The sequence below is a fragment of the Azospirillum sp. UENF 312511 genome (genome assembly GCF_058780635.1).
Genome location: NZ_JBSNCG010000001.1, coordinates 1,663,627 through 1,686,788, shown reverse-complemented (window position 1 = coordinate 1,686,788; position 23,162 = coordinate 1,663,627). Strand labels below are relative to the sequence as shown.

21 protein-coding genes, 2 tRNA genes and 1 pseudogene are annotated in these 23,162 nt (G+C 70.6%); 15 read left to right on the top strand and 9 right to left on the bottom strand.

Translation table 11 applies throughout. From position 1 onward, the window contains the following. The first annotated feature begins 8 nt into the window (after positions 1 to 8). Positions 9 to 191, top strand: coding sequence for a hypothetical protein (locus tag ACWPN7_RS07875; RefSeq protein WP_040135127.1), 183 nt, complete (start codon positions 9 to 11; stop codon positions 189 to 191). Between the two features lie 10 nt (positions 192 to 201). Here the strand turns inward: ACWPN7_RS07875 and ACWPN7_RS07870 are convergent, their stop codons facing one another. Then, complete coding sequence (locus ACWPN7_RS07870; protein ID WP_459197240.1) at positions 202 to 1,839, bottom strand: bifunctional diguanylate cyclase/phosphodiesterase; 1,638 nt, start codon at positions 1,837 to 1,839, stop codon at positions 202 to 204. Positions 1,840 to 2,323: 484 nt separating this feature from the next. Here ACWPN7_RS07870 and ACWPN7_RS07865 point away from each other — a divergent pair, with 484 nt between their 5' ends. Then, on the top strand, positions 2,324 to 3,148 hold the full coding sequence (locus ACWPN7_RS07865) for an alpha/beta fold hydrolase (protein ID WP_040135908.1): 825 nt from the start codon (positions 2,324 to 2,326) through the stop codon (positions 3,146 to 3,148). Between the two features lie 11 nt (positions 3,149 to 3,159). On the opposite strand, the gene ACWPN7_RS07860 is transcribed toward ACWPN7_RS07865, so the two are convergent. Both ACWPN7_RS07860 and ACWPN7_RS07855 read right to left on the bottom strand, forming a co-directional pair. Next, positions 3,160 to 3,816 (bottom strand): response regulator transcription factor, encoded by a 657-nt coding sequence (locus ACWPN7_RS07860; RefSeq protein ID WP_459197138.1) that lies wholly within the window; start codon positions 3,814 to 3,816, stop codon positions 3,160 to 3,162. Beyond that, entirely contained in the window at positions 3,813 to 5,441 is a 1,629-nt protein-coding gene (locus tag ACWPN7_RS07855) for a sensor histidine kinase (protein ID WP_459197139.1), read from the bottom strand. Before ACWPN7_RS07855 ends, ACWPN7_RS07860 begins: the two co-directional genes overlap by 4 nt. 250 nt (positions 5,442 to 5,691) lie before the next feature. Between ACWPN7_RS07855 and ACWPN7_RS07850 the strand changes: the two genes are divergently transcribed. The 7 genes from ACWPN7_RS07850 (at position 5,692) to ACWPN7_RS07820 (ending at position 13,052) form a co-directional block, all read left to right on the top strand. Then, the gene (locus ACWPN7_RS07850; RefSeq protein ID WP_014197758.1) at positions 5,692 to 6,363 is read left to right on the top strand and encodes a hydrolase; all 672 of its coding nucleotides are present in this window, start codon (positions 5,692 to 5,694) and stop codon (positions 6,361 to 6,363) included. A 128-nt stretch (positions 6,364 to 6,491) separates the two neighbouring features. Next, a complete protein-coding gene (locus ACWPN7_RS07845) occupies positions 6,492 to 6,791 on the top strand; it encodes a XapX domain-containing protein (RefSeq protein WP_059399099.1) in 300 nt (99 codons plus the stop codon). A 113-nt stretch (positions 6,792 to 6,904) separates the two neighbouring features. Further along, entirely contained in the window at positions 6,905 to 8,758 is a 1,854-nt protein-coding gene (locus ACWPN7_RS07840; RefSeq protein ID WP_425601814.1) for an amidohydrolase, read from the top strand. Between the two features lie 14 nt (positions 8,759 to 8,772). Continuing rightward, the gene (locus ACWPN7_RS07835) at positions 8,773 to 9,216 is read left to right on the top strand and encodes a DoxX family protein (RefSeq protein ID WP_198129216.1); all 444 of its coding nucleotides are present in this window, start codon (positions 8,773 to 8,775) and stop codon (positions 9,214 to 9,216) included. Further along, on the top strand, positions 9,213 to 10,865 hold the full coding sequence (locus tag ACWPN7_RS07830; RefSeq protein ID WP_349620522.1) for an MFS transporter: 1,653 nt from the start codon (positions 9,213 to 9,215) through the stop codon (positions 10,863 to 10,865). Before ACWPN7_RS07835 ends, ACWPN7_RS07830 begins: the two co-directional genes overlap by 4 nt. After that, positions 10,862 to 12,250, top strand: coding sequence for an alginate export family protein (locus tag ACWPN7_RS07825; RefSeq protein WP_349620523.1), 1,389 nt, complete (start codon positions 10,862 to 10,864; stop codon positions 12,248 to 12,250). Before ACWPN7_RS07830 ends, ACWPN7_RS07825 begins: the two co-directional genes overlap by 4 nt. Before the next feature lie 196 nt (positions 12,251 to 12,446). After that, positions 12,447 to 13,052, top strand: coding sequence for a hypothetical protein (locus ACWPN7_RS07820; protein ID WP_200777052.1), 606 nt, complete (start codon positions 12,447 to 12,449; stop codon positions 13,050 to 13,052). A 32-nt stretch (positions 13,053 to 13,084) separates the two neighbouring features. On the opposite strand, the gene ACWPN7_RS07815 is transcribed toward ACWPN7_RS07820, so the two are convergent. Together ACWPN7_RS07815 and ACWPN7_RS07810 are read right to left on the bottom strand one after the other, a co-directional pair. Continuing rightward, positions 13,085 to 13,161: transfer RNA gene (locus ACWPN7_RS07815), tRNA-Asp, on the bottom strand. A gap of 4 nt (positions 13,162 to 13,165) precedes the next feature. Further along, positions 13,166 to 13,241: transfer RNA gene (locus ACWPN7_RS07810), tRNA-Asn, on the bottom strand. Positions 13,242 to 13,453: 212 nt separating this feature from the next. Between ACWPN7_RS07810 and ACWPN7_RS07805 the strand changes: the two genes are divergently transcribed. Continuing rightward, a complete protein-coding gene (locus tag ACWPN7_RS07805; protein WP_014197749.1) occupies positions 13,454 to 14,032 on the top strand; it encodes a hypothetical protein in 579 nt (192 codons plus the stop codon). A 22-nt stretch (positions 14,033 to 14,054) separates the two neighbouring features. Here the strand turns inward: ACWPN7_RS07805 and ACWPN7_RS07800 are convergent, their stop codons facing one another. Both ACWPN7_RS07800 and ACWPN7_RS07795 read right to left on the bottom strand, forming a co-directional pair. Further along, positions 14,055 to 14,261 (bottom strand): hypothetical protein, encoded by a 207-nt coding sequence (locus tag ACWPN7_RS07800; protein ID WP_014197748.1) that lies wholly within the window; start codon positions 14,259 to 14,261, stop codon positions 14,055 to 14,057. Between the two features lie 117 nt (positions 14,262 to 14,378). After that, positions 14,379 to 15,377 carry an MBL fold metallo-hydrolase gene (locus ACWPN7_RS07795; RefSeq protein ID WP_149649861.1) on the bottom strand — a complete coding sequence of 333 codons (999 nt, stop codon included), beginning with the start codon at positions 15,375 to 15,377 and terminating at the stop codon, positions 14,379 to 14,381. A 246-nt stretch (positions 15,378 to 15,623) separates the two neighbouring features. Here ACWPN7_RS07795 and ACWPN7_RS07790 point away from each other — a divergent pair, with 246 nt between their 5' ends. Further along, positions 15,624 to 15,761, top strand: a complete 138-nt coding sequence (locus ACWPN7_RS07790) for a hypothetical protein (RefSeq protein WP_014197745.1) — start codon at positions 15,624 to 15,626, stop codon at positions 15,759 to 15,761. A gap of 89 nt (positions 15,762 to 15,850) precedes the next feature. On the opposite strand, the gene ACWPN7_RS07785 is transcribed toward ACWPN7_RS07790, so the two are convergent. Next, entirely contained in the window at positions 15,851 to 16,492 is a 642-nt protein-coding gene (locus ACWPN7_RS07785; RefSeq protein WP_456525117.1) for a glutathione S-transferase family protein, read from the bottom strand. After that, on the bottom strand, positions 16,489 to 17,412 hold the full coding sequence (locus ACWPN7_RS07780) for a LysR family transcriptional regulator (protein ID WP_459197141.1): 924 nt from the start codon (positions 17,410 to 17,412) through the stop codon (positions 16,489 to 16,491). The genes ACWPN7_RS07785 and ACWPN7_RS07780 overlap by 4 nt, the downstream gene beginning before the upstream one ends. A 138-nt stretch (positions 17,413 to 17,550) precedes the next feature. Here ACWPN7_RS07780 and ACWPN7_RS07775 point away from each other — a divergent pair. The 4 genes and pseudogenes from ACWPN7_RS07775 (at position 17,551) to ACWPN7_RS07760 (ending at position 23,159) form a co-directional block, all read left to right on the top strand. Beyond that, positions 17,551 to 18,724 (top strand): annotated as a pseudogene (locus ACWPN7_RS07775) (mandelate racemase/muconate lactonizing enzyme family protein). A gap of 249 nt (positions 18,725 to 18,973) precedes the next feature. Beyond that, positions 18,974 to 19,147: a hypothetical protein gene (locus ACWPN7_RS07770; RefSeq protein ID WP_155903579.1), complete on the top strand. Its 174-nt coding sequence runs from the start codon at positions 18,974 to 18,976 to the stop codon at positions 19,145 to 19,147. A gap of 254 nt (positions 19,148 to 19,401) precedes the next feature. Continuing rightward, positions 19,402 to 19,986: a carbonic anhydrase gene (locus tag ACWPN7_RS07765; protein WP_040135104.1), complete on the top strand. Its 585-nt coding sequence runs from the start codon at positions 19,402 to 19,404 to the stop codon at positions 19,984 to 19,986. A gap of 254 nt (positions 19,987 to 20,240) precedes the next feature. After that, positions 20,241 to 23,159, top strand: a complete 2,919-nt coding sequence (locus ACWPN7_RS07760) for a PAS domain S-box protein (RefSeq protein ID WP_492273230.1) — start codon at positions 20,241 to 20,243, stop codon at positions 23,157 to 23,159. The last annotated feature ends 3 nt before the right edge of the window (positions 23,160 to 23,162 follow it).

Genomic DNA, 23,162 nt, shown 5'->3' with positions numbered 1-23,162 from the left:
GCACGGCCATGTGGCAGGATCTGTTGGTCGCGGTGGTGGTGGCGCTGGCCGCGGCGTGGACGGTGTGGCGGTTGATCCTGCCGGCCGGGCTGCGCGCGCGCCTCCTGGGCAAGGCCGCGCCGAAGGGCGCTGGTTGCGGCGGCGGGTGCAAGGGCTGCGGCCCGGTCGGCGGCGGTTCAGGCTGCCACTGAGCGGGCGTTCCTACAGGGCCGGGACGCGGGCGGCGCCCCGCTTGACCGCGTACATCGCCTGATCGGCGTGGACGATGAGCTGCTGGGCGTCCCGCCCGTCCTGCGGGTAGACGGCGACGCCGATCGACAGGGCGAGCGGCAGCCGCAGCCCGTCGATCAGGATGGGCTCCGCCAGCGCCGTCCGGCACTTGTCGGCGACGGTTTCCGCCCCGGCGGGGGTCACCTCCACTTCCAGGATGATGGCGAACTCGTCGCCGCCGATGCGGGCGATCAGGTCGGCCTTGCGCAGCAGGCCGGACAGGCGGCGCGCCACCACCCGCAGCACCTCGTCGCCCCGGCTGTGGCCGTGGGTGTCGTTGATCGGCTTGAAGCCATCAAGGTCGATGTAGAGCAGGGCGAACAGGGTGCCGCCGCGCTCCGCCCGGTCGATGGCCTGTTGCAGCCGGTCGTGGAACATGGTGCGGTTCGGCAGTCCGGTCAGCGCGTCGTGGTGGGCCATGTGGGCCATCCGCGCCTCGCTCGCCCGCAGGGCGGCCTCCTGCTCCCGCAGCTTGCCCAGCAGATAGTTGAAGCCCTGCGCCAGTTCCCCGACCTCGTCCATGCGGTGGACCGGCAGGGGCGCCAGTTCCATATGCCCGTCGGCCATCTGGTGCATCCGCTTGGCCGCCTCGGTCAGCGGGCGGAAGAAGCGGCGCATGCCGATGAACAGCACGGTCGCGGCGAAGGCGGCGATCATCAGGCTGTTGGTGGCGATGAAGGTCTGGAGATCGCGCACCCCCTCGAAGGCCTCCGCCGTGGGCAGCCGGGCGACCAGGAACCAGTCCGCCGTCGGGACCGCGGCGATGGCCGACAATTCCTCCACCCCCGCCGCGTTGACGGTGACGCCGGTGCCGCGGTAACCGGCCATGGCCCGGTCGTGCAGCGGATTCACCCCCTCCGGTGGGGTCGCGGTGAGGATCATCCTGTGATCGCTGGCCGACACGAACAGCCTGTCACGGGGGGACACCAGAAGGAAGCCGCCGCTGCGCCCGATGCGGTTCCCCTGCACCAGATTGAGGAAGCCCGGGGACGACAGGGCGGTGGCGCCGCTCAGGACCGCGACTGGGCGTCCGGCGGCGTCGGTGACCGCTGTTGCCATGACCACCATCGGCTCGTCGTCGAGGGAGGAGCGGGCGGGCCGCCCGATCACCGGTTCGCGGGAGTTCAGCGCCGCCTGGAACCAATCGCGGCTTGAGACGTCGAAATCCGGCGACCGCTGCCGTTCCGGATAATCGGCGACGACCTCGTGGCCGTCGGGCCGGACGACCATCAGCCCGCGCGAGAACAAAGGCGCGATGTCCTGATGCCGTTTCAGCCAGTCGCGCAGGGCCGTGGGATCGTCGAGGACTGCCAATGGCAGGCTTCCGGCGGCGCGGCGCAGGAGATCGAGCCGCGCCTTGATCTTCTCGTCGATGTCGTGGGCGACGTAGGACGCCGTCGATTGCTGCTGGGACGAGGTAAGGTTGTTGATCTTGTCCTCCAAGAAGGATGACAGGACCCAGATGCGTGCGCAGGCGCCGACGAAGACCAGAGCTAGTCCAAACAGCATAAGACGGACGATGATGCTGCGGCTCTGCCGGCGCAATTCATCGGCCACGGCGACGAGCATCCGCAAGCTCTACTCCTCCAAGAAACCGTGAGCTTATTTCCCAGATGGATAGGCTTTGTGCCCACCGTCAGCCGAAGATAAACGATGCTGCGCCGCTTCGGAAGACGCAAAGGACAGCAAATCCTCATGAATGGCACCAGAACTGATTGAAAAAACGAAACATTTCTACTGTTCGGCGAGAAATGCCCGCGAGGGCTCGCGTTTCTTCCGGGCTTGCGAAACGGTCCATGCGGATGTCGGCATTTCCAAGGAAACCTTCCCGTGTGGTGAGGACGGGGGCCGCGGGCAGCCGCGGTTCGGACCCGGCGCGCGGGCAGCCCGCCGATGCATCCGGTCCACCGATACCTCCGTATAGTATCCACGCCGGCCCGCCTCCGGCAAAGTTGTGAGGAAGACAACGATCCGCGCCATTCATGGAGCGGCCTTCATCCGCTTGGCCGATCCCGTCGCGGAACCTTTCGCGCGCCCGAAAAAGGAGGGAGAGTTGAGCACGATTTCCACCAAGGACGGCACCCGCATCTTCTACAAGGATTGGGGCAGCGGACAGCCGGTGGTCTTCTCGCACGGATGGCCGCTCAGCGCCGACGCCTGGGACGGGCAGATGCTGTTCTTCGGCCAGCAGGGCTACCGGGTCATCGCCCACGACCGGCGCAGCCATGGCCGCTCCGACCAGACCTGGACCGGCAACCACATGGACCAGTACGCCGACGATCTGGCGGAACTGCTCGACGCGCTCGACGTGCGCGACGCGGTGATGATCGGGCATTCCACCGGCGGCGGCGAGGTCGCCCGCTACATCGGGCGCCACGGCACCGGGAGGGTTGCCAAGGCCGTGCTGGTCGGGGCGGTGCCGCCGATCATGCTGAAGACCGCGGCCAACCCCGGCGGCCTGCCGATGGAGGTCTTCGATGGCATCCGCAAGGGCACCTACGACGACCGGTCGCAGTTCTTCCTGGACCTGACCATGCCCTTCTACGGCTTCAACCGGGACGGGGCGAAGGTGTCGGAGGGGCTGCGGCAATCCTTCTGGCTGCAGGGCATGATGGCCGGGATCAAGGGCGCCTACGACTGCATCCAGCAGTTCTCGGAAACCGACTTCACCGAGGATCTGAGGAAGATGGCGCTCCCGACGCTGCTCATCCACGGTGACGACGACCAGATCGTGCCCATCGACGCGGCGGCCCGCCGCGCCGTGGAGATCGCGCCGCAGGCGACGCTCAAGGTCTATGAGGGGGCGCCGCACGGCCTGACGGCCACCCACCAGGACCGCTTCAACGCCGACGTGCTCGCCTTCATCAAGGGGACGTAAGCCGGGACCGGTCAGGCGTCGCCGGCGAGGGTCACCTTGTCGGCGATGCGGACCAGATCGGGCAGGGACCGCGCCTGCATCTTGCGCATCACGCTGGCGCGGTGGACCTTCACGGTGATCTCGCTGAGCTGCAGTTCGGCGGCGATCTGCTTGTTGAGCTGCCCGGCGGCGACGAGCCGCATCACCTCCCGCTCGCGCGGGGTCAGGCTGCGGAATCGTTCGCGAAGGTCGCACAGCGCGTCCAGGGTGCGGCGGCGGTCGCGGTCGCGCTCGATGCCGGTGTGGACGGCGTCGATCAGATCCTGGTCGCGGAAGGGCTTGGCCAGGAACTCGACGGCGCCGGCCTTCATCGCCGTCACCGACATGGGAATGTCGCCGTGGCCGGTGATGAAGACGACCGGCAGATGGATGTCCGTCCCGCTCAGCTCGCGCTGGAACTCCAGACCGCTCTGGCCGGGCAGGCGGACGTCGAGCACGAGGCAGCCCGGCGCGTCGGGCAGGCGCTGCTGCAGGAAGTCCTGCGCCGAGGCGAAGGGCAGGGCGGTCAGCCCGACCGAGCGCAGCAGGCTGACCAGCGACTCCCGGATGGACGGATCGTCGTCAATGATGGCGACGAAGGGCGATTCCACGGCCATGGCGGCCCGGTCGGACATGGACCGGTCGCTCATGATGTCCGCTCCAGCGCCGCTCCGGCCTCCGGCCGCTCCGGCTCGTCGTCGGCGGGCAGGGTGAAGCGGAAGACGGCGCCGTGGGGCTGGTTGGCGGCCACCCACAACCGGCCGCCATGGGCCTCCACGATCGACTGGCAAATGGTCAGCCCCATGCCGATCCCATGCTCCTTGGTGGTGAAGAAAGGTTCGAACAGTCGCTCCTCCTGGGCCGGTTGCAGACCGGTGCCGGTGTCCTCCACCGACACGATGACGTCCGTGAGCCCGCGGCGGCGCGAGCGGATGCTCAGCACGCGCGGGCGGTCGGTGACCGCGGCCATGGCGTCGTCGGCGTTGGCGATCAGGTTCAGCAGCACCTGTTCGAGCTGCACGGCGCTGCCGTTGACCGCCGGCAGGCGCTGCTGAAGGTCGGTGCGCACGGCGATGCGGTTCAGGCGACGCTCGCCCTCCGTGCGGTCGAGCGCGCTGCGGATCACGCCGTTGATGTCCATCCGGCTGCGCCGGGGCGGCGCCTTGCGGAAGGAATCGCGGATGCAGGCGATCACCCGCGCGGCGCGGTGCCCGTCGTCGGAAATCCGCTTCAGCGCCGCCCGCACCTCCATCAGGTTGGGCGATGGGCGGTCCAGCCAGCGCAGACCGGCGCCCGCGTTGGTGACCATGCTCGCCAGCGGCTGGTTGACCTCGTGCGCGATGGAGGCGGAGAGCGCTTCCAGGCTGGCCAGACGCGCGTCGCGCACCCGCCGCTCCGCCGCCACCGAGCGGACCAGCCGCCCGTAGAGCGTCGTCATCTCGGCCAGCAGGACCAGCAGGACGATGCTGGAGGCGGCGAGCCCGAACACCCGCCCCGACCACCAGCCGGCGCTGAAGCGTCCGGCGCTGATGAAGCTCAGCAGGCAGGTCTCGATGGCCCAGGCGCTCAGCACGACCATCAGCCACAGGTCCAGGACGGAGCGCCGCTGCCGCCACAGGACGGCCAGTGCGGCGACGCAGAGCGCCAGCGCGGTCACCGGCACGACCCGCCACAGCGGCGTTTCCCGCATGGTGTCGATCATCAGCCGCGGCAGAAGGGCGTCGTCGGCCAGCGCGAAGGCGGTGAGGCCCCCGGCCAGGGTCGCCGCCAGCGCCATGCCGCCGGCGATGGCGGGCAGCGCCGGGCGGTGCGCGTCGCGTGGGCCGGCCTCCATCGCCTTGAGCAGCGCGTAGGCGAGGATGAACAGCGGCAGGGCGAGGCGGCGTCCGGCGGCGACGATGGCCGTGCTCTGCAGGCTGGCGCCGAGCAGCCCGGTCGGCGCGAATACCCCGGGGAAGGTCAGCGCCCAGGGAACGATCAGCAGCGCCGTGGTCAGGTAGCCCGCGGCCAGCGCCAGCAGGGCCGGCGTGCGCTGCGTGGCGTAGAGAGCGAACAGCAGCACGGCGGTCATCAGCTCGGTCAGAAGGACCGCGGTGGCGTAGGCGGGCAGCAGGACCGACGTCCCGTCCAGCGTCAGGCGCGCGAAGGGGGCGGCCACCGCCAGGGCGACCAGAAGCCCGGCCACCGTGCCGATGGCCAGCCGCGTCTGCCCCGCCCGCGGAGGCAGGGTCGCCAGAAGAAACCGCTGGTCCCCAGGGTCATCGCTCGTGCGCATCACCCTCGCTCGCCCGCCCGTCGGGTCACGTCCGCCCTCAACCCCAGTCCTTTACCCCGTCCCTTTACCCTGACCGGCACCGGCGGCGAGCGGCGCCTTGGCCTGATATACCAAGGTATAGGGCCGGCAAACGCAAGTTCAATGTCGCCGTCCTCCGTCCCTGACCGATGCTTCGACACACCGCCGGGCCACAGACATCGTCAGAGGCAACGCCATTGGCACCGGCGCCAAAAACAACGGGGATAGAGACATGACCATCACCGCCACCGCGACTCCCGGCAAACTGCTCGTATCGCCGAAGGACCACGCGCTGATCATGATCGATCATCAGTCGCAGATGGCCTTCGCGACCCATTCGATCGACGCCACGACGCTGCGCACCAACACCGCGCTGGTCGCCCACGCGGCCGCCGGCTTCGGCGTCTCGACGATCCTGACCACCGTCGCGGAAAAGAGCTTCTCCGGCCCGATCTTCTCCGAGATCACCGAGGCCTTCCCGGGGGCGGAGGTCACCGACCGCACCTCCATGAACACCTGGGAGGACGCGAACGTCATCAAGCGGGTGAACGGCCTGGGCAAGACCCGGCTGGTCTTCTGCGGCCTGTGGACCTCGGTCTGCATCGTCGGCCCGACCCTGTCGGCGCTGGACCAGGGCTTCGAGGTCTACGTCATCGCCGACGCCTGCGGCGACGTCTCGGTCGAGGCGCACCAGCGCGCCATGGACCGCATGGTCCAGGCCGGCGTCCGCCCGATGACCTCGCTCCAGTACATGCTGGAACTGCAGCGCGACTGGGCGCGCACCGAGACCTACGAGATGACCACCGGCATCGCCAAGAAGTACGGCGGCGCCTATGGTCTGGGCATCATCTACGCCAAGACGATGTTCGGCGCGTCGGAAGGCGGTCACAGCGCCGCCGCCTGACCTGCTGCGCTTGGTTCGGGGCGCTTGCTTCGCGGCGCCCGATGCCCCGCGCCGCGACGGACCGGTCCCGACCCTCCCCGGGGCCGGTCCGCCTCTTCCCGCCCATCCGGACGAAGAACAGGCACGCCATGATGCCCTATCTGCTTTCCCTCGGCGCCGGCATCCTGGTCGGCGTCCTCTACGCGTTGCTCGGCGTCCGCTCCCCGGCACCGCCCACCATCGCCTTGATCGGCCTGCTCGGCATGCTGGTCGGCGAGCAGGCCGTGCCGGTGGTCAAGCGGCTGATCGCCGGGCAGCCGGTGCTGGCCTTCATCCAGAACGATTGCGCCCGCCACATCCTGGGGCCGCAGGCCGGCAGCGCCGCCGCTCCCGATGCCGCGACCCCGCCGGCCCCGGCCGCGGACGCGCCCCCGCGGGGCCGGGCATGACCGGCCGCACCGGAAACGGTCGCCCCGGTATTGGCCGCCGCGGCGCCATCGCCGGAAGCGCCGCGGCCACTCTGCTCGCCTCGCCCCTGCTCACCCGTCTTGGGAATGCCGCCATGCCGTCTTCCGACCTTCTGATCGTCAACGCCCGCATCACGACGCTCGACCGTGCCAACCCGCAGGCCGACGCCGTGGCGATCCGCGACGGGCGCTTCCTCGCCGTGGGGCGGGAGGCCGAAGTGCGCGCCGCAGCATCTCCCGACGCCGCGGTGATCGACGCCAAGGGACGCCGCCTGATCCCCGGCCTGATCGACAGCCACATCCACGTCATCCGCGGCGGCCTGAACTACAACATGGAGCTGCGCTGGGACGGCGTGCCGACGCTGGCCGACGCCATGGCGATGCTGCGCGCCCAGGTGGCCCGCACCCCCGCCCCGCAATGGGTGCGCGTCGTCGGCGGCTTCACCGAGCACCAGTTCGCCGAGAAGCGCCTGCCGACGCTGGAGGAACTGAACGCCGCCGCCCCCGACACGCCGGTCTTCATCCTGCACCTGTACGACCGCGCGCTGCTGAACGGTGCTGCGTTGCGGGCGGTGGGCTACGGCAAGGACACGCCCAACCCGCCGGGCGGCGAGATCCAGCGCGACGCCGCGGGCAACCCGACCGGCCTGCTGCTCGCCCTGCCCAACGCGATGATCCTGTACTCCACCCTCGCCAAGGGGCCGAAGCTGCCGGAGGAGTATCAGGTCAACTCCACCCGCCATTTCATGCGGGAGCTGAACGGGCTGGGCGTCACCAGCGTCATCGACGCCGGCGGCGGGTTCCAGAACTATCCCGACGACTACGCGATCATCGAGAAGCTGCACGCCGACGGCGAGATGACGCTGCGCATCGCCTACAACCTGTTCACCCAGAAGCCGAAGGAGGAGTTGCAGGACTTCGCCACCTGGTCGGACAAGGTCAAGCCGGGCGACGGCGACGACCGCTACCGCCTGAACGGGGCGGGGGAGATGCTGGTCTATTCGGCCGCCGATTTCGAGGACTTCCGCGTCGCCCGGCCCGAGATGCCGCCCAACATGGAGACGGACCTGGAGCCGGTGGTCCGCCTGCTGGCCGAGCGGCGCTGGCCGTGGCGGCTGCACGCCACCTACGACGAGACCATCGGCCGGGCGCTCGACGTCTTCGAGAAGGTCAACCGGGACATTCCGCTGCAGGGGCTGAACTGGTTCTTCGACCACGCCGAGACGATCAGCGACCGCAACATCGACCGCATCGCGGCGCTCGGCGGCGGCATCGCCGTGCAGCACCGCATGGCCTATCAGGGTGAGTATTTCGTGGAGCGCTACGGCGCCAAGGCCGCCGAGGCCACGCCGCCCATCGCGAAGATGATGGCCGCCGGGGTGCCGGTGGGCGCCGGGACGGACGCCACCCGCGTGGCGAGCTACAACCCCTGGGTCTCGCTGTCCTGGCTGGTCACCGGCAAGACGGTGGGCGGGCTGTCGCTCTACCCGATGGCCAACCGGCTGGACCGCGAGACGGCGCTGCGCCTGTGGACGGAGGCCAACACCTGGTTCTCCAACGAGCAGGGCAAGAAGGGCCGGATCGAGGCCGGGCAACTCGCCGACGCGGCGCTGCTCAGCGACGACTACATGGCGGTGCCGGAGGATCGCATTCCCCACATCCGCTCCGTCCTGACCCTGCTGGGCGGCGCCGTGGTGCATGGCGAGGGCGACTACGACAAGCTCGCCCCGCCGCTGCCCAAGCCGATGCCCGACTGGTCGCCGGTCGCCACGGTCGGCGGCTATTACCGCGACCCCAAGACGGTGCAGCGGCAGGCGGCGGAGTGCGGTTGCCACTCCGGCTGCGCCGTGCACGGCCACGACCACGCGGCGGCGCTGGGCGCCGACGTGCCTTCGTCCGACGCGCGCAGCTTCTGGGGCGTGTTCGGCTGCGGCTGCTGGGCGGTCTGAGGGGGAGCGGGACGATGGCCGACACCCTCTCCACGCGCAAGGACGCTGCTGCTGCGCCGGTCGCCGCCCTGCTCGACTGGCCGGGGACCGCCTGGTTCGCCCGCCTCGCGCTGGCGGCGCCTTTCCTGGTCAGCGGGCTCGTCAAGCTGACCGATTTCAACGGCGCCGTGGCGGAGGCGGCGGGGCTGGGGCTCGGCCTGCCGGTCCTCGTCGCGGTGGCGGTGATCGTCACCCAGCTCGGCGGGTCGGCGCTGTTTCTGACACGGCGCTGGTGCTGGCTCGGCGCCGGGATTCTCGCCGGCTTCACGGTGGTCGCCACGCTGCTCGCCCACGCCTTCTGGACCTATGAGGGGCTGGACCGCGCGCGGCAGACCGCCACCTTCCTGGAGCATCTCGCCATCGTCGGCGGCTTCGCGGCGGCGGCGGTGCTGACCCATCGCCGGGGAGGACGCGCATGACCGCCGAGGCCGTCCCGAACCCCGGCACCAAGCCGCCCGGGCACAAGCCGGCCGCCTCCAAGCCGGCCGGGGCCTTCGCGCCGCTGAGCAACCGGCTGTTCGCCGTGCTGTGGGTGGCGGCGGTGCTGGGCAACGTCGGCACCTTCATGCGCGACGTGGCGAGCGCGTGGCTGGTGCTCGACCTGTCGGGATCGCCGTCCACCGTCGCGCTGATCCAGGCGGCGGGCTCGCTGCCCATCTTCCTGCTGGCGATCCCGGCGGGGGTGCTGTCGGACATCATGGACCGGCGGCGGATGCTGATCGTCATCCAGTGCCTGCTCGCCTGCGTCAGCGCCGCGCTGATGGTCCAGGCGGCGCTGGGCGTCGCCAGCGTGGCCTCCATCGCCGGACTGACCTTCCTGGGCGGTGTCGGGGCGGCGCTGATGGCGCCGGTCTGGCAGTCCATCGTGCCGGAGCTGGTGCCGCGCGGCGAGCTGAAGGGCGCCGTCGCGCTGAACAGCCTGGGCATCAACATCGCCCGCGCCATCGGCCCGGCGGCGGGCGGCGCAATCCTGGCTGCCGCCGGGGCCGCCGCCACCTACGCGGTGGACGTCTCCTCCTACATCATCGTCATCGCCGCCCTGCTGTGGTGGCGGCGCACCCCCGACACCCGCGACGATCTGTCGGAGCAGTTCGGCGGCGCGCTGCGCGCCGGGCTGCGCTACGCCCGCGCCAGCAAGGAGCTGCACCGCGTCTTCCTGCGCGCCGGCCTGTTCTTCGCCTGCGCCAGCGCCCTGTGGGCCCTGCTGCCCATCGTCGCCGGGCCGATGCTGGGCGGTGGGCCGGGCTTCTACGGCCTTCTGCTCGGCGCCGTGGGAGCGGGGGCCATTGGCGGAGCGACCGTCCTGCCGCGCCTGCGCGAGCGTCTGGGAGCGGACGGCCTGATGCTGGCGGCGGCGCTGGTCACCGCCGTGGTCATGGGCATCCTGGCCCTGGCCCCGCCGCGCTGGCTGGCGCTGCCGGTCCTGCTGGGCGCCGGTGCGGCCTGGATCGCCGTCCTGACGACGCTGAGCGCCACGACCCAGGCCATCCTGCCCAACTGGGTGCGCGGGCGCGGTCTGGCGCTGTACCTGACCGTGTTCAACGGCGCCCTGACGGCGGGCAGCCTCGGCTGGGGCGCTCTGGCCGACGCCATCGGCGTGCCGGCCACCTTGTGGGTCAGCGCCGCCGGGCTGCTCGCCGTCGCGGTGCTGTCCCGCGCGGTGCCGCTGCCGGAGGGCGAGGCCGACCTCACCCCGTCCAACCACTGGCCGGAGCCGCTGACCGCCGAGCCGGTGCGCAACGACCGCGGTCCGGTGCTCATCACCATCGAGTACCGGGTGGCCGCCGCGGACCAGCATGCCTTCCACGCCGCGCTGCGCCGCTTGTCGGAGGCGCGGCGGCGGGACGGCGCCTACGCTTGGGGCGTCAGCCAGGATTCCGGCGATCCGGAACGGGTGCTGGAGTGGTTCTTCGTGGAATCCTGGGCGGAGCACCAGCGCCAGCACCGCCGGGTATCACACGCCGACGCGGATGTGCAGAAGGAGGCGCTGGCCTTCCACCGCGGCGACGGCCCGCCGCGGGTGTCGCATTTCCTGGCGCTGGAGCACGGCGCGGGAAAGGCGTCGTGAGGCGGTGGCGCGGGGCGCTGGTCGCGGCTCTGCTGCTCCAGTCCGCCCCGGTCCTCGCGGAGACGCCGCCGCCCCTGACCAACAGCCGCTACGACGAGGACTATCGCTACCTCCTCGACCCCGCGGCGGGCAGCGGCGCCTTCTGGGAGCGGTTCAAGGCGATCCCGCTCACCCCCGGCGGCACGGTCTCCCTGTCCACCGGGCTGGAGGCGCGGCTGCGCGGCGAGGCCGTGCGCAACAGCGGCTGGGGGCAGGATGAGCCGAGGAACGACGCCTACGGCCTGTGGCGCCTGCTGCCCTACGCCGATCTGCGCGCCGGCTCGGCCCTGCGCGTCTTCGGCCAACTGATCATGGCCGGCTCGGCGGGCAAGCTCGGGCCGGAGGGCGCGCCGGACGTCGATCGCACCGACCTGCTGCAGGGCTTCGCCGACCTCCCCGTCCCGCTGGGGGACGCGCAGGGCACGCTGCGGGCGGGGCGCCAGATGCTCGCCTACGGGTCGGAACGGTTGATCAGCCTGCGCTACGGCGCCAACGTCCCGCGGGCCTTCGACGCGGTGACGGGCATCGTGCAATCCGGCCCCTGGCGGGTGGACGGCTTCCTCGGCCGCCCGGTCCGCGCGGCGCCCGACCTGTTCGACGACCGGCGCGACGGCGGGCGCTCCGCCTGGGGACTGTACGCCACGCACGGTGCGGGGTCGGGCTGGGGTACGGGGCTGGACGCCTACTACATCGGCTACGGTAACAGGGCGGCGTCCTTCGAGGGCGGGCAGGGGCGGGAGGAGCGGCACACGCTGGGCACCCGCCTGTTCGGAAAGGCCGACGGCTGGGACTGGAACTGGGAGGCCATGCTCCAGACGGGCCAGATCGATGGGGAGACGATTGCTGCATGGTCGGTCGCTAGCGACACCGGCCACCGTTGGGACGGCGTCCCGCTGCGCCCGCGGCTCGGGCTGAAGGCCAACATCGCCAGCGGCGACCGCGATCCCGGCGACGGGCGGCTGGGCACTTTCAACCCCCTCTTCCCCCGCGCGAAGTATTTCGGGGAGTTGACTCCGGTCGGGCCGCTGAACCTGATGAACCTGCATCCTTCCGTGGATGTGGCGCTGTCGGACGAGTTCAGCCTGTCCGCCTCGGCCATCGCCTATTGGCGGATGAGCCTGGAGGACGGCGTCTACGACCTGTCCGGGAACCTGCTCCGCTCCGGCGCCGGGTCGCGGTCGCGCTACATCGGCACGCAGGGGGAGCTTGTGCTGTCCTACGCCGCTGGGCGCACGGTCGAGGGGCTGCTGTCCTACTCGCTGTTCCAGCCCGGCTCCTTCCTTCAGGACACCGGCCCCGCGAAGACGATCCACTTCGTCGGGATGGAGGCGGTGTTCAAATTCTGACCCCTCCGGGCGACGGCTCCCATCCATCGGACAGGTCGAAGGGGCGAAGTTACGGTAAGTTGCACCCGCAAACAGGGTCGGCCAGGGTCGGAATATGGAACATCCGCGCGACCGTGCCGTTCCTGCGCCCGAACCGGACCAAAGCGAACCGGACATACGCCCGGAAGCCGGTCCCAGAAGAGGTGGAGGCGATCCCATGAAGCACCAAACCCGTGCCGTCCTGGCGGTGTTCCTGAGCGGCGCGGTCCTGGCGGGCTGCGCGCCGGCGTCCGAAACCGCGCCGCCGTCCGCCGCCATGGCCCCGGCGAGCGCCGAGCCGACGCCGCGGCTGTCCATGGTCGAGAACGTCCGCTCCACCGCCAAGGTCCGCGGCATCGACAAGGCGGCGCGGACGGTGATCCTGCAATTCCCGGATGGGCGGGAAGAGGCGGTGACCGCCGGAAGCGAAGTGCGGAACTTCAACCGCATCAAGGTCGGCGACACCGTGCAGATCGAGTACGCCCGCCTGACCAACATCGTCACCCAGCCGCCGGGCGGCGGGCCGGGCGCCATTCAGCGGAGCAGCACGGACCGCGCCGCGGTCGGCGAGATGCCGCGCGCGTCGGCGATCACCACCACCCAGGTGACGGAGGTCGTCGAGGCCATCGACCTCAACCGTCGCATGGTCACGCTGCGCGGGCCGCAGGGGCGCACGCGCACGGTTCCGGTGCCGCCGGAGGTGCAAGGGCTGGAAACGGTGAAGCCGGGCGACGAGGTGGTGATCAGCCGGACAGAGGCCGCCACGGTCACCGTGATGCGCTGAGGGGAGAGGAGAAAGCCACCGACGAGGGAAGGTGGCGCGAGTGACGGGACTTGAACCCGCGGCCTCCGGCGTGACAGGCCGGCGCTCTAACCAACTGAGCTACACCCGCAATATGGCTCCGGATGCTGGACTCGAACCAGCGACACGCGGATTAACAGTCCGCTGCTCTACCGACTGAGCTAATCCGGAACGGAGGCCGGCTTATAAGCCCCTTTCCGGGGGCTGGCAAGGGGAAAACGCCCGCCGGCGGGATTTTCCGCGCCACGCCTGCGGCGGCGATGCAGGGCCGTGACAATGGGGCGGAAATGTGGCGAAGGCCTCGCGCGCCGGTTGACAGCGGGCGCGGCTTTCGCTTCCTTCCGGCCCCGGTTCCCGTCACCTGCCGCTGGTCCCCGTTCCCCATGTCCAAGGTCGTTCCCTTCGCCCAGGCGCGCGAAGCCCTCCTCGCCCGCCTCACCGAACAGCTTCCCCCCTCCACCGAGTGGGCCGGGCGCCTGATGCTGATGCCGGACGGCAACCGGGTCGAACCGATGCCCGCGACGGACGCGGTGGAGGTGCTGCGCGCCTTCCGCGCCGGTCTGGGCGAGGCCATCGGCGCCGCCCCCTGCTCGGTCGGCGGCATGTGGGTGTCGCGGGAGGACTGCCTGGACTGGGACGGGCTGCTGGCCCCGCTGGCGGTGGCCGCCGGCTATGTGGTGGCCGGGGCGACCGGCGGCGCCGGGCTGTCGGTGGAGTTGTTCCGCTGCAAGAGCGCGCTGGTCGGCTGGGGCGTGCGCGGCCTGCGCGGCGAACCGGCGGTGGCCCGCTCCGCCGGCTACGCCGTGGTGATGGTCAGCCGACGCCCGGACGACCAGGAGATCGTCCTGGACCGGGTGATGGACACCTTCGGCTTCGTGATGCGCAGCCAGGGCGAGCCGGTGGTGGACACGGGCGACCTGAACGCCCGGCTGGCCCGCAGGGCCTGCCCGCTGCGGCGATGATCGGGCGATAACCGGGGGACGGTCAGCGGTTCGGCGCGTTGGCCTGCACGATGCGGGCGACGGTCTGCAGACGCTGCACGTCGCGCACTTCCAAAACGATGCCCAGGTTCAGCGCGGCGAGCGTGTCGGCCAGGGATCGCATGCTGTCCCGCACCCGCTCGAGCGCGTCGGGGCCGTGGTCCGATTCGTTGCCGAGGGAACTGACGAAGGCACTGATTTCCAACTGCATTTACGCCCGGCTCCGCCTGTGTGGTGGGTGCTGTCCCTCAAGGCGTTACCCCGATCCGCGCGGTCCCGTCCATGACGCTTGCGCCATAGGCCGCTGGGCGAATCCTCCCCTTCGCCATTAGGCCGAAGGGCGACGGAAGCGCATGGGTTCGCCGAAGCCGGGGATGGCGAAATGGCCGGGATCGACCGCCTGCTCCGCCAGCGCGTGGTGCAGCGCCCGGATGGGGGCGTCGATGCCCTCGGCGGTCAGTTGGAAGGTGCCGAAATGCATGGCGACGCTGTGCCGCGCCCCCAGGTCGCGGTGCGCCCGCACGGCGTCGGCCGGGTTCATGTGCTGGGCGGCCATGAACCAGCGCGGCTCGTAGGCGCCGATCGGCAGCAGGGCGACGTCGATGGCGCCGAACCGCCGCCCGATCTCCCGGAAATGCGGGCAATAGCCGCTGTCGCCCGCGAAATAGACGGCGGCCTCCGGCGTCTCGACCACGAAGCCGCCCCACAACGTCCGGCGCCGGTCGAAGGGGGTGCGGGCCGACCAGTGTTGCGCCGGGACGAAGGTGATCCGGGTGCCGTGCGGGCCGGGCAGGCTGTCCCACCAATCCAGCTCATGCACCGCGTCGAAGCCGGCCCGGCGCATCATCGGGCCGTTGCCGAGCCCTGTCATCACCTGCGGCACGCCGCGCCGCCGCGCCAGATGGCGCAGCGTCGGGGCGTCGAGATGGTCGTAGTGGTTGTGGCTGAGCAGCACCGCGTCGATGGCCGGCAAATCCTCCATGCGCACCGCAGGCGGGCGCACCCGCTTCGGCCCCAGCCGCCCGAAGGGGCCGGCATGGTCGGAATAGACGGGGTCGGTCAGGAAGGCCGCCCCGCCGATCTGGATCAGGAAGGTCGCCTGCCCGATGAAGGTCACCGCCACCTCGCCGCGCGCCGGGGTGACGGCGCGGAAAGGGCGGGGCGGTTGCAGGTCCGGCGGCGTCCAGCGCGGGCCGCGCGCCTTGTAGAGCCGCCACAGCTCGCGCGGGCTCTTGTCCGTGTCGGCGTGGGGGTTGAAGAAACGGCGCCCATCCCAGTGGTCGGACGGGACGGCGGGAAAGCGGGGCTGGCTGTCGTCGCGCGGCATGACACCAGAAGTGGGGTGGTGCGGCGGCCTTGGCTAGGCCGCCGCCTGCCGCGATGCGGCAAGAATTTCGCGTCCGTTCAGCAAACAGTTTCCAGGGCGGAATGTAGGATGAATAAAGCATTGAAAGCGTTGCGTTTTTTGGGGTCTGCCCTGCAAGAAGCGCGCGTGTGGTATTGGGTATACCAGAGCATATTGGTCTCAACGAACAACGCCCCCGATAACGCCTCCCAACGATTGGAGCCCATCATGAACAGCTCGACCTACACCCACATCGGCAGCGACCGCGCCCCGTCCTCCGCTCTCCAGGCCGTCCGCGAGTTCCTCGCCGCCTGGCTGCGCGCGACCCCGGCCTACATCGTGTATCGCGCCATCAACGAGCGTTGATCTGCGAGCCTTAAGGCACGAGTGCTGATTGTTGAACGGGGGCGGCCCAGCGGTCGCCCCCGTGCTGTATGACCTCGGTGCTTCCCGGTTCAGGATGCCGGCGTGAAGTTCCGGCTCCAGACCGGTTCCAGGTTCGGCAGGGCCAGCACCCGCTCCGCCACGCCCGAGAGATTCGGGCAATGTTCCGCGAACCAGGCGCGGCGGGGCCGCCAGTGCACCATCGCCCCGACGTAGAGATCGAGCGCGCTGAAGCGCTCCCCCAGCACCCACGGGCCGTCGCCCAGCTGCGATTCCAGCCAGAGCCACAGCGTCTTGCGCTGCTCCACCATCGCCGCGCCGAGCGCCTCCGGGGTCTCCGTCACCCAGCGCTCCGGATAGTCGCCGTATGTGAAGGTCGGGTAGACGTTGGCCACCAGCCAGACCAGCAGCCGCAGGAAGGTGGCGCGCTCCGGCGAGTCCGGCGGCGGGGCCAGTCCGGCGTCCGGGTGCCGTTCGGCCAGCAGCAGCGCGATGGCCGCGCTTTCCGTCATCACCGTCCCATCCGGCAGGACCAGGGTGGGGACCTGCCCCAGCGGGTTCAGCGTCAGCAGCCTCTGTCGCGCCTCGCCCTGCGCGTCGAAGCCCGCGACGTCCTCGAAGACGAAAGGGACGCCGCACTGGACCAGCATGGCTTCCGTCAGGACGGACCCCCAGCCGGGGGCTCCATAGAGCCTGTAGTCCGCTCCGCTCATTCTCGATCCCTCCCGTCTTGGGGTGCCTGTTCCGCCGCCAAAGCCCAGAAGGCTTCCGCCGCCGGGCTCTGACGCGCGCGGGGGCGGTAGAGCCGCACCTCCACCGGGATTTCCCAACCCGTCCCGCCAGCCCGCACCAACCGTCCCTGCGCCAGATCCTCGCCGATCAGGCTGTCCGGCAGCCACGCCACGCCGCGCCCGTCGCGGGCCAGCGTGCGCAGCACCGCGGCGAGGTGCGAGGTGAAGACGGTATCGAGCGCCAGAGGCGCCGGAAAGGCGCCGCGCGCCGCCGTGACGATGCGTCCCATGCCGGATTCCGGGCTGTACGCGAGATGGGGCAGCACGGCCCCGCCACCCGACAGGGAATGCCGCGGCGCGCCCGCCTCGTCGGGCGCGCAGACCGGCACCAGACGGTCGCTCCCCACCACGGCCGAGCGGAAGGCCCCGGCCTCCAGCCGGGAGGGGGCCGCCGCATGGGCGTGGCACAGCAGGAACTGCGCCTGCCCCTGCATCATCACCTGCTCGCAAGCCTGCATGCTGTCGGACAGCAGATGGATGGCGCCCAGCCGCGCCTGTCCCTCCAGCCGGCTCAGCCAGGTCGGGAAGAAGGTCAGCGACAGCGCGTGGGTCGCCGCGAAGCGCAGCGCCGTGGCCGCCGCGCCGCCGGCCAGCCGGGCCTCCTCCCGCCCTTGCAGGAGGCGGCGCACCGTCTCGTCGGCGAAGGGGCGGAAGCGGCGCCCGGCCTCGGTCAGCCCGACCGGCTGGGTGCTGCGGTCGAACAGGGGCGTGCCGGTCCAGTCCTCCAGCGCGCGGATGCGGCGGCTGAAGGCCGGCTGGGTCAGGTTGCGCCCCTCAGCCGCGCGCGAGAAGTTGCCGCACTCCGCCAGGGCGAGGAAATCCTCAAGCCAGTTCAGTTCCATCGCTGTTCCGCCAGACAATATTCCGTTAGCCCATGCCGGATGCGCATCACGCGATTTGAAACTGGCATTGGCCCGGCGGTCCCGTCCATCCCTATCCTGCCACCCGGGGCATCGGAAAAGCCAAAGGGAAGCAGCGCCATGCGCATCGTTGAGATCCGGGAAAAGACCGTCGGCATCAAGTCCGACATCGCCAACGCCTACATCGACTTCAGCCAGATGACCTGCTCCACCGTGGCGGTCATCACCGACGTGGTGCGCGATGGCAAGCCGGTGATCGGCTACGGCTTCAACTCCAACGGACGCTACGGCGCCGGCGGCCTGATGCGCGAGCGCTTCATCCCCCGCCTGGCGTCGGCCGCCCCCGACAGCCTGATCGACGAGGCGACCGGCAACCTCGACCCGTTCAAGATCTGGGCGCGGCTGATGACCAACGAGAAGCCGGGCGGCCATGGCGAACGCTCGGTCGCGGTGGGCACCATCGACATGGCGGTGTGGGACGCCGTGGCGAAGATCGCCGGAAAGCCGCTCTACCGCCTGCTCGCCGACCGCTACCGCGGCGGCGTGGCCGACGAGTCGGTGTGGGTCTACGCCGCGGGCGGCTACTACTACCCCGGCAAGGGGGTGGAGGCGCTCCAGGACGAGATGCGCAGCTACCGCGACCGCGGTTACAAGGTCGTGAAGATGAAGATCGGCGCCACCTCGCTGGAGGACGACCTGCGCCGCATCGAGGCGGTGCTGGAGGTGGTCGGCGACGGCCGGAACCTCTGCGTGGACGCCAACGGCCGCTTCGACCTGAAGACTGCCATCGCCTACGCCGAGGCGCTGAAGCCCTACAACCTCTTCTGGTACGAGGAGGCCGGCGACCCGCTCGACTACGCGCTCCAGGCCGAGCTGGCGAACCACTATGACCGCCCCATGGCGACCGGCGAGAACCTGTTCAGCCACCAGGATGCCCGCAACCTGATCCGCCACGGCGGCATGCGCCCGGACCGCGACTGGCTGCAATTCGACTGTGCGCTCAGCTACGGCCTCGTCGAGTACATGCGCACGCTGGACATGCTGGCGGAGAACGGCTGGTCGAGCCGCCGCGTCGTGCCGCACGGCGGCCACCAGATGTCGCTGAACATCGCCGCCGGCCTGCATCTGGGCGGCAACGAGTTCCTACCCGGACGTGTTCAAGCCCTTCTGCGGCTTTGCCGACAGCATCGCGGTCGAGGACGGGCGCGTCCGCCTGCCGGAGCTTCCCGGCATCGGCTTCGAGGACAAGGCGGAGCTGTTCCGCACCATGCGGGAGGCGCTTGAGACGGCGTGATCGGACCTGCCACACCCTCTCCCGCCCCGGGAGAGGGAAGGGGCCCGCGCGCAGCGTGGGAAGGGTGAGGGTGCAGGCAAGGACCGGCGCCTTGATCCTCGTGAGACCCTCACCCGGCCCTTCGGGCCACCCTCTCCCGGGGCGGGAGAGGGGCTTGCACCCTGTACGGGCGGTATAAGGCGTTGACTCGCGCCGGATCGTCCTCACATGCTGTTGCGGTGTTCAACAGATTTGAAAGGAGGTGATCCAATGTCTCATGGAGCCAAGCCGGTAGCCGTTCTGTTCGGTCTCGCCGCCCTCCTGACGGCGGGGGTCGCCAGCGCGGATTGCTCCTCCAGCCACAGCGCCAGCGCCGGCACGCAAAAGCCGGCCAGCGACACGGTCGCCACCGGCGACCGGGCTTCGGGCAGCACCCGCGGCTGATACCAGCAACGCAACACCGGCAGCACCATGCCGAACGGGCCGTTTCCCACCTGGGAAGCGGCCCGTTTCTTTTTGGTGTCCGGTGGACGGGCCGAAGGTTCTCGTTCCAGTTTGTCCAGATAGTCCTGTCATCATGCTGTGCCCTTCTGCTCCATGAAAGATTCGTCTACGAATAATGCGGTCTCGGAAGCGGTGCTGTACTGCGGTCTCCATGGGCGTTCGGCCCCACGAAACCTCAACGACGTGGAGACCTCATGCAGTACCGACAAAGCTCCGGACTTGACTTCGGCTCGACCTGCTGCGGTGGCCTTCGGCACGACTCCCGCCGGACCTTTCTGAAGCTCGCCACGCTGGGCGCCGGGGCTGCGCTGATGGCGCCCCTGACCTCCGGCGGCGCCCGTGCCGCCCAGCCCGGCGGCGAGGTGGACGCTCTTCTGCTCTCCTGCATGGATTACCGGCTGATCGACGACATCGGCCGCTACATGGATGGGCGCGGGCTGACCAACCGCTACGACCATGTGATTCTGGCCGGCGCGTCGCTGGGCGCCCTGACCGACCGGAAGAAGGCGTGGGGCGAGGCCTTCTGGGACCATGTGGCGGTCGCCAGGCAACTGCACCAAATCAAGCGCGTGATGGTCATGGACCACCGCGACTGCGGCGCCTACCGCGTCTTCCTGGGGACAGATCTGGTGGCGGACCGGGAAAAGGAAACCGCCGCCCACGCTGAGCAACTCCGCGCGCTGGGCGCCGCGATCAAGGCGCGGCATCCCGGTCTGGAGGTGGAACTGCTGCTGATGGCGCTCGACGGCCGCGTCGAGTCCATCGCCGAATCCGCCTGAGGACGGGCGGAAAATCCCTCGGCGCCGGGGCATCGGGTGCCGGTTCCTCCGGCGCCTTTATAATTCGTATGCGAAATAGTCGGTTGAGCGCGGCCCCTCCTTTTGGTAAACGCAAGGTAAGGATGTGGCCGGCGGGGTAGCGGGGCACCGCTGCCGCGGATACGACGGCGTGCATCGGACCCGGGGTGCCATGCGTCCCTTGGGAAGTGCAGGGTCGTGCCGTTCCCTTCCGCCGTGCTTTTCCCGGGCTGCCGATGAGCATTCTCACACGCCTTGTCCTGCTCGTCCTCCTCGCCAGCCTGCCGGCCATCGGCATCCTGGCCCACAACAGCCTGACCGCCATCGAGGCGGGGGAGCGGCAGGCCGAGGCCGAGGCCCGCCGCCTGCTGACCCTGATCCAGGATGAGCAACAGCGGGTCGTGGAGGGCATGCGTGGCGTGCTGGTGACGGTGGCCGAGATGGCGCCGCGGCTCGCCATCGACCCCCAGCAATGCTCCTCCACCCTGAACCGCCTGCGTGGCCGGCTGCCGCGTGTGAAGGGAATCGCCCTGACCGATCTCGACGGCTCGGTCCGCTGCGCCAGCGATGCGAAGTTGAACGGCCTGATGGTGGGGACGCTGCCGCACATCCGCATGGCGCTCTACGGGCAGGGCTTCGTCGTCGGCGACTACGCGGTGCGGCGGCTGGACGGTCGGCCCGTGCTGCCCTTCGCGGCGCCCTACACCGACGGGGCGGGCCGCATGGCGGGGGTGGTGTCCATCGCGCTCGACGCCGGATGGCTGCGCGAGTATCTGGCGGAGAAGCCGCTGCCGCCGAACGCCATGCTGGTGCTGGCCGACCGCAACGGCACGCTGCTGGGCCGTTTCCCTGGCAGCGACGACCAGCGGGTGGGCAAGCCGCTGCCCGAACCGCTGATGGCCCTGCTGCGCGCACCATCCGAAGGTGTCGCCGAAATGCCCGGCCTGGACGGCGAGCCGCGGATCCTGGCCTACGCCCCGGTGGACCAGAAGGTCCGCGAGCTGTTCCTGGCGGTCGGGCTGGACCGGACGGAGGCGCTGCGCCCCGTCACCGCCGCGGCGGAGCGGAGCGCCTTCCTGCTGGCGCTGGCGGCGGCGCTCTCCCTGACCGCGGCCTGGATCGGCGCGCGCCTGTTCGTGCTGCGCCCGGTGGCCCGGCTGAAGCGGGTGGTCGAGCGCTGGAGCGCCGGGGACCGCAACGCGCGGATCGGACGGCCGGGCGACCGCTCGGAGATCGGTGCCTTGGGCCGCGCCTTCAACTCGATGGCGCAGGAGCTTCAGGCACGGGAGCAGGCCCGCGACGCCGCCCACGCCGCCGAACACCGCATGGCCGCGATCCTCGCCGCCTCCACCGACGCGGTGGTGGAACTGGACCATGAGGGCCACGTGACCTTCGCCAACGAGAAGGCGGCGCGCCTGTTCGGCGACGGCGGGGACCTCGTGGGGCACGTCTTCGTGGCCCTGCTGCCGCCCGGCGTGGCCGAGCCCTTCACCGCGCGCTTCCGCGATGCTCTGGACCGGGGAGAGCCGGAGGAATTCGAAATCCGGCTGGCCGGTGACGAGAAACGGGCCGGTGGCGACTGGTACGCCCTGCGCCTGTTCGCCACCGGCGACCGGCTGGCCGTCTACGCCCAGGACGTGACCCGCCGCAAGGAGGACGAACGGGCGATCCGGCGGGCCGTGGAGCGTCACCGCTCCCTGCTGGAAACCGCCGCCGACGCGATCCTTCTGGTGGACGCCAGGGGCACGGTGCACACCTACAACCGCGGCGCGGAGCGCATTTTCGGCCATAGCCCGGCCGACGCGGTCGGGACGGACGTGGGCCGGCTGATTCCGGGCGGCCTTGTTCCCGAGCCTCTCAGCCCGGACCGGCTGGCCGACGGAGTCGCGCGCGAGGTCGAAGGGCGGCGGCGCGACGGGCTGGCGGTGCCGCTGGAGCTGTCGCTCTCGGCCTGGAGCGACGGCGGCGACCGCTTCTTCACCGCCATCCTGCGCGACATCACCGAGCGCAAGCGCACCGAATCGGCGTTGCGCCGCGCCAAGGACCAGGCGGAGCGGGCCAACCGGGCGAAGTCGCGCTTCCTCGCCGCGGCCAGCCACGACCTGCGCCAGCCGGTGCAATCGCTTTTCTTCCTCACCTCGGCCTTGGACGAGCAGACCCGGGGCACCCCGGGTCACGACACGCTGAAGACCATGCAGCAGGCGCTGGAGGCGCTGAAGCGCCTGCTCGACGGGTTGCTGGACATCTCCAAGCTCGACGCCGGGGTGGTCGAGCCGGTGACCACCACCGTGGCGATCCAGCCCCTTTTCGAGCGCCTCGCCGCCGAATACGCGCCGGAGGCGGCGCGGCGCGGCCTGACCCTGCGCGTCGTCCCGACCACGCTGCACGCGCGCAGCGACCCCATGCTGCTGGAGCGGGTCGTCCGCAACCTGCTGGACAACGCCTTGCGCTACACCGGGCGGGGCGGGGTGCTGCTGGGCGTGCGGCGGTCGCGCCGCCGCTTCCACATCGCCGTGTGCGACAGCGGCGCCGGCATCCCGCCGGACCGCCAGGAGGATATCTTTGAGGAATTCACCCAGCTCGGCAACCCGGAGCGCGACCGCGAGAAGGGGCTGGGCCTCGGCCTCGCCATCGTGCGGCGGCTGTGCGCCCTGCTCGGCCATTCCGTGGCCCTGCGGTCGCGGCCGGGCAGCGGATCGACCTTCCTGGTCACCGTGCCCGCCGCCGAGCCGCCGCGGCCTGCCGTGACGACGGTTCCCGCGGTCGGCCGGACGGAGGGCGGCGGGTGCCGGCTCGTCCTGATCATCGACGACGAGGTGATCATCCTGATGGGGCTGCGCGCCATGCTGGAAGGCTGGGGCTATGAGGTCATCGCCGCCACCGCCGGGGACGAGGCGATCCGCCTGCTCGACGAGGCCGGGCGGCGGCCGGACGTCATCCTGGCCGACTACCGGCTGCGCCACGGCAAGACCGGGCCGGAGGCGTTGCGCGCGATCCACGCCCATTGCCGGGCGGCAATCCCCAGCATCATCCTGACCGGCGACACCGCCCCCGAACGCATCGTCGAGGCCCAGCGCAGTGGCTTCGCCATCCTGCACAAGCCGGTGTCGTCCCATCACCTGAAGCAGGTGGTGGCCGAAGCCGGGGGCCGCTGAGGG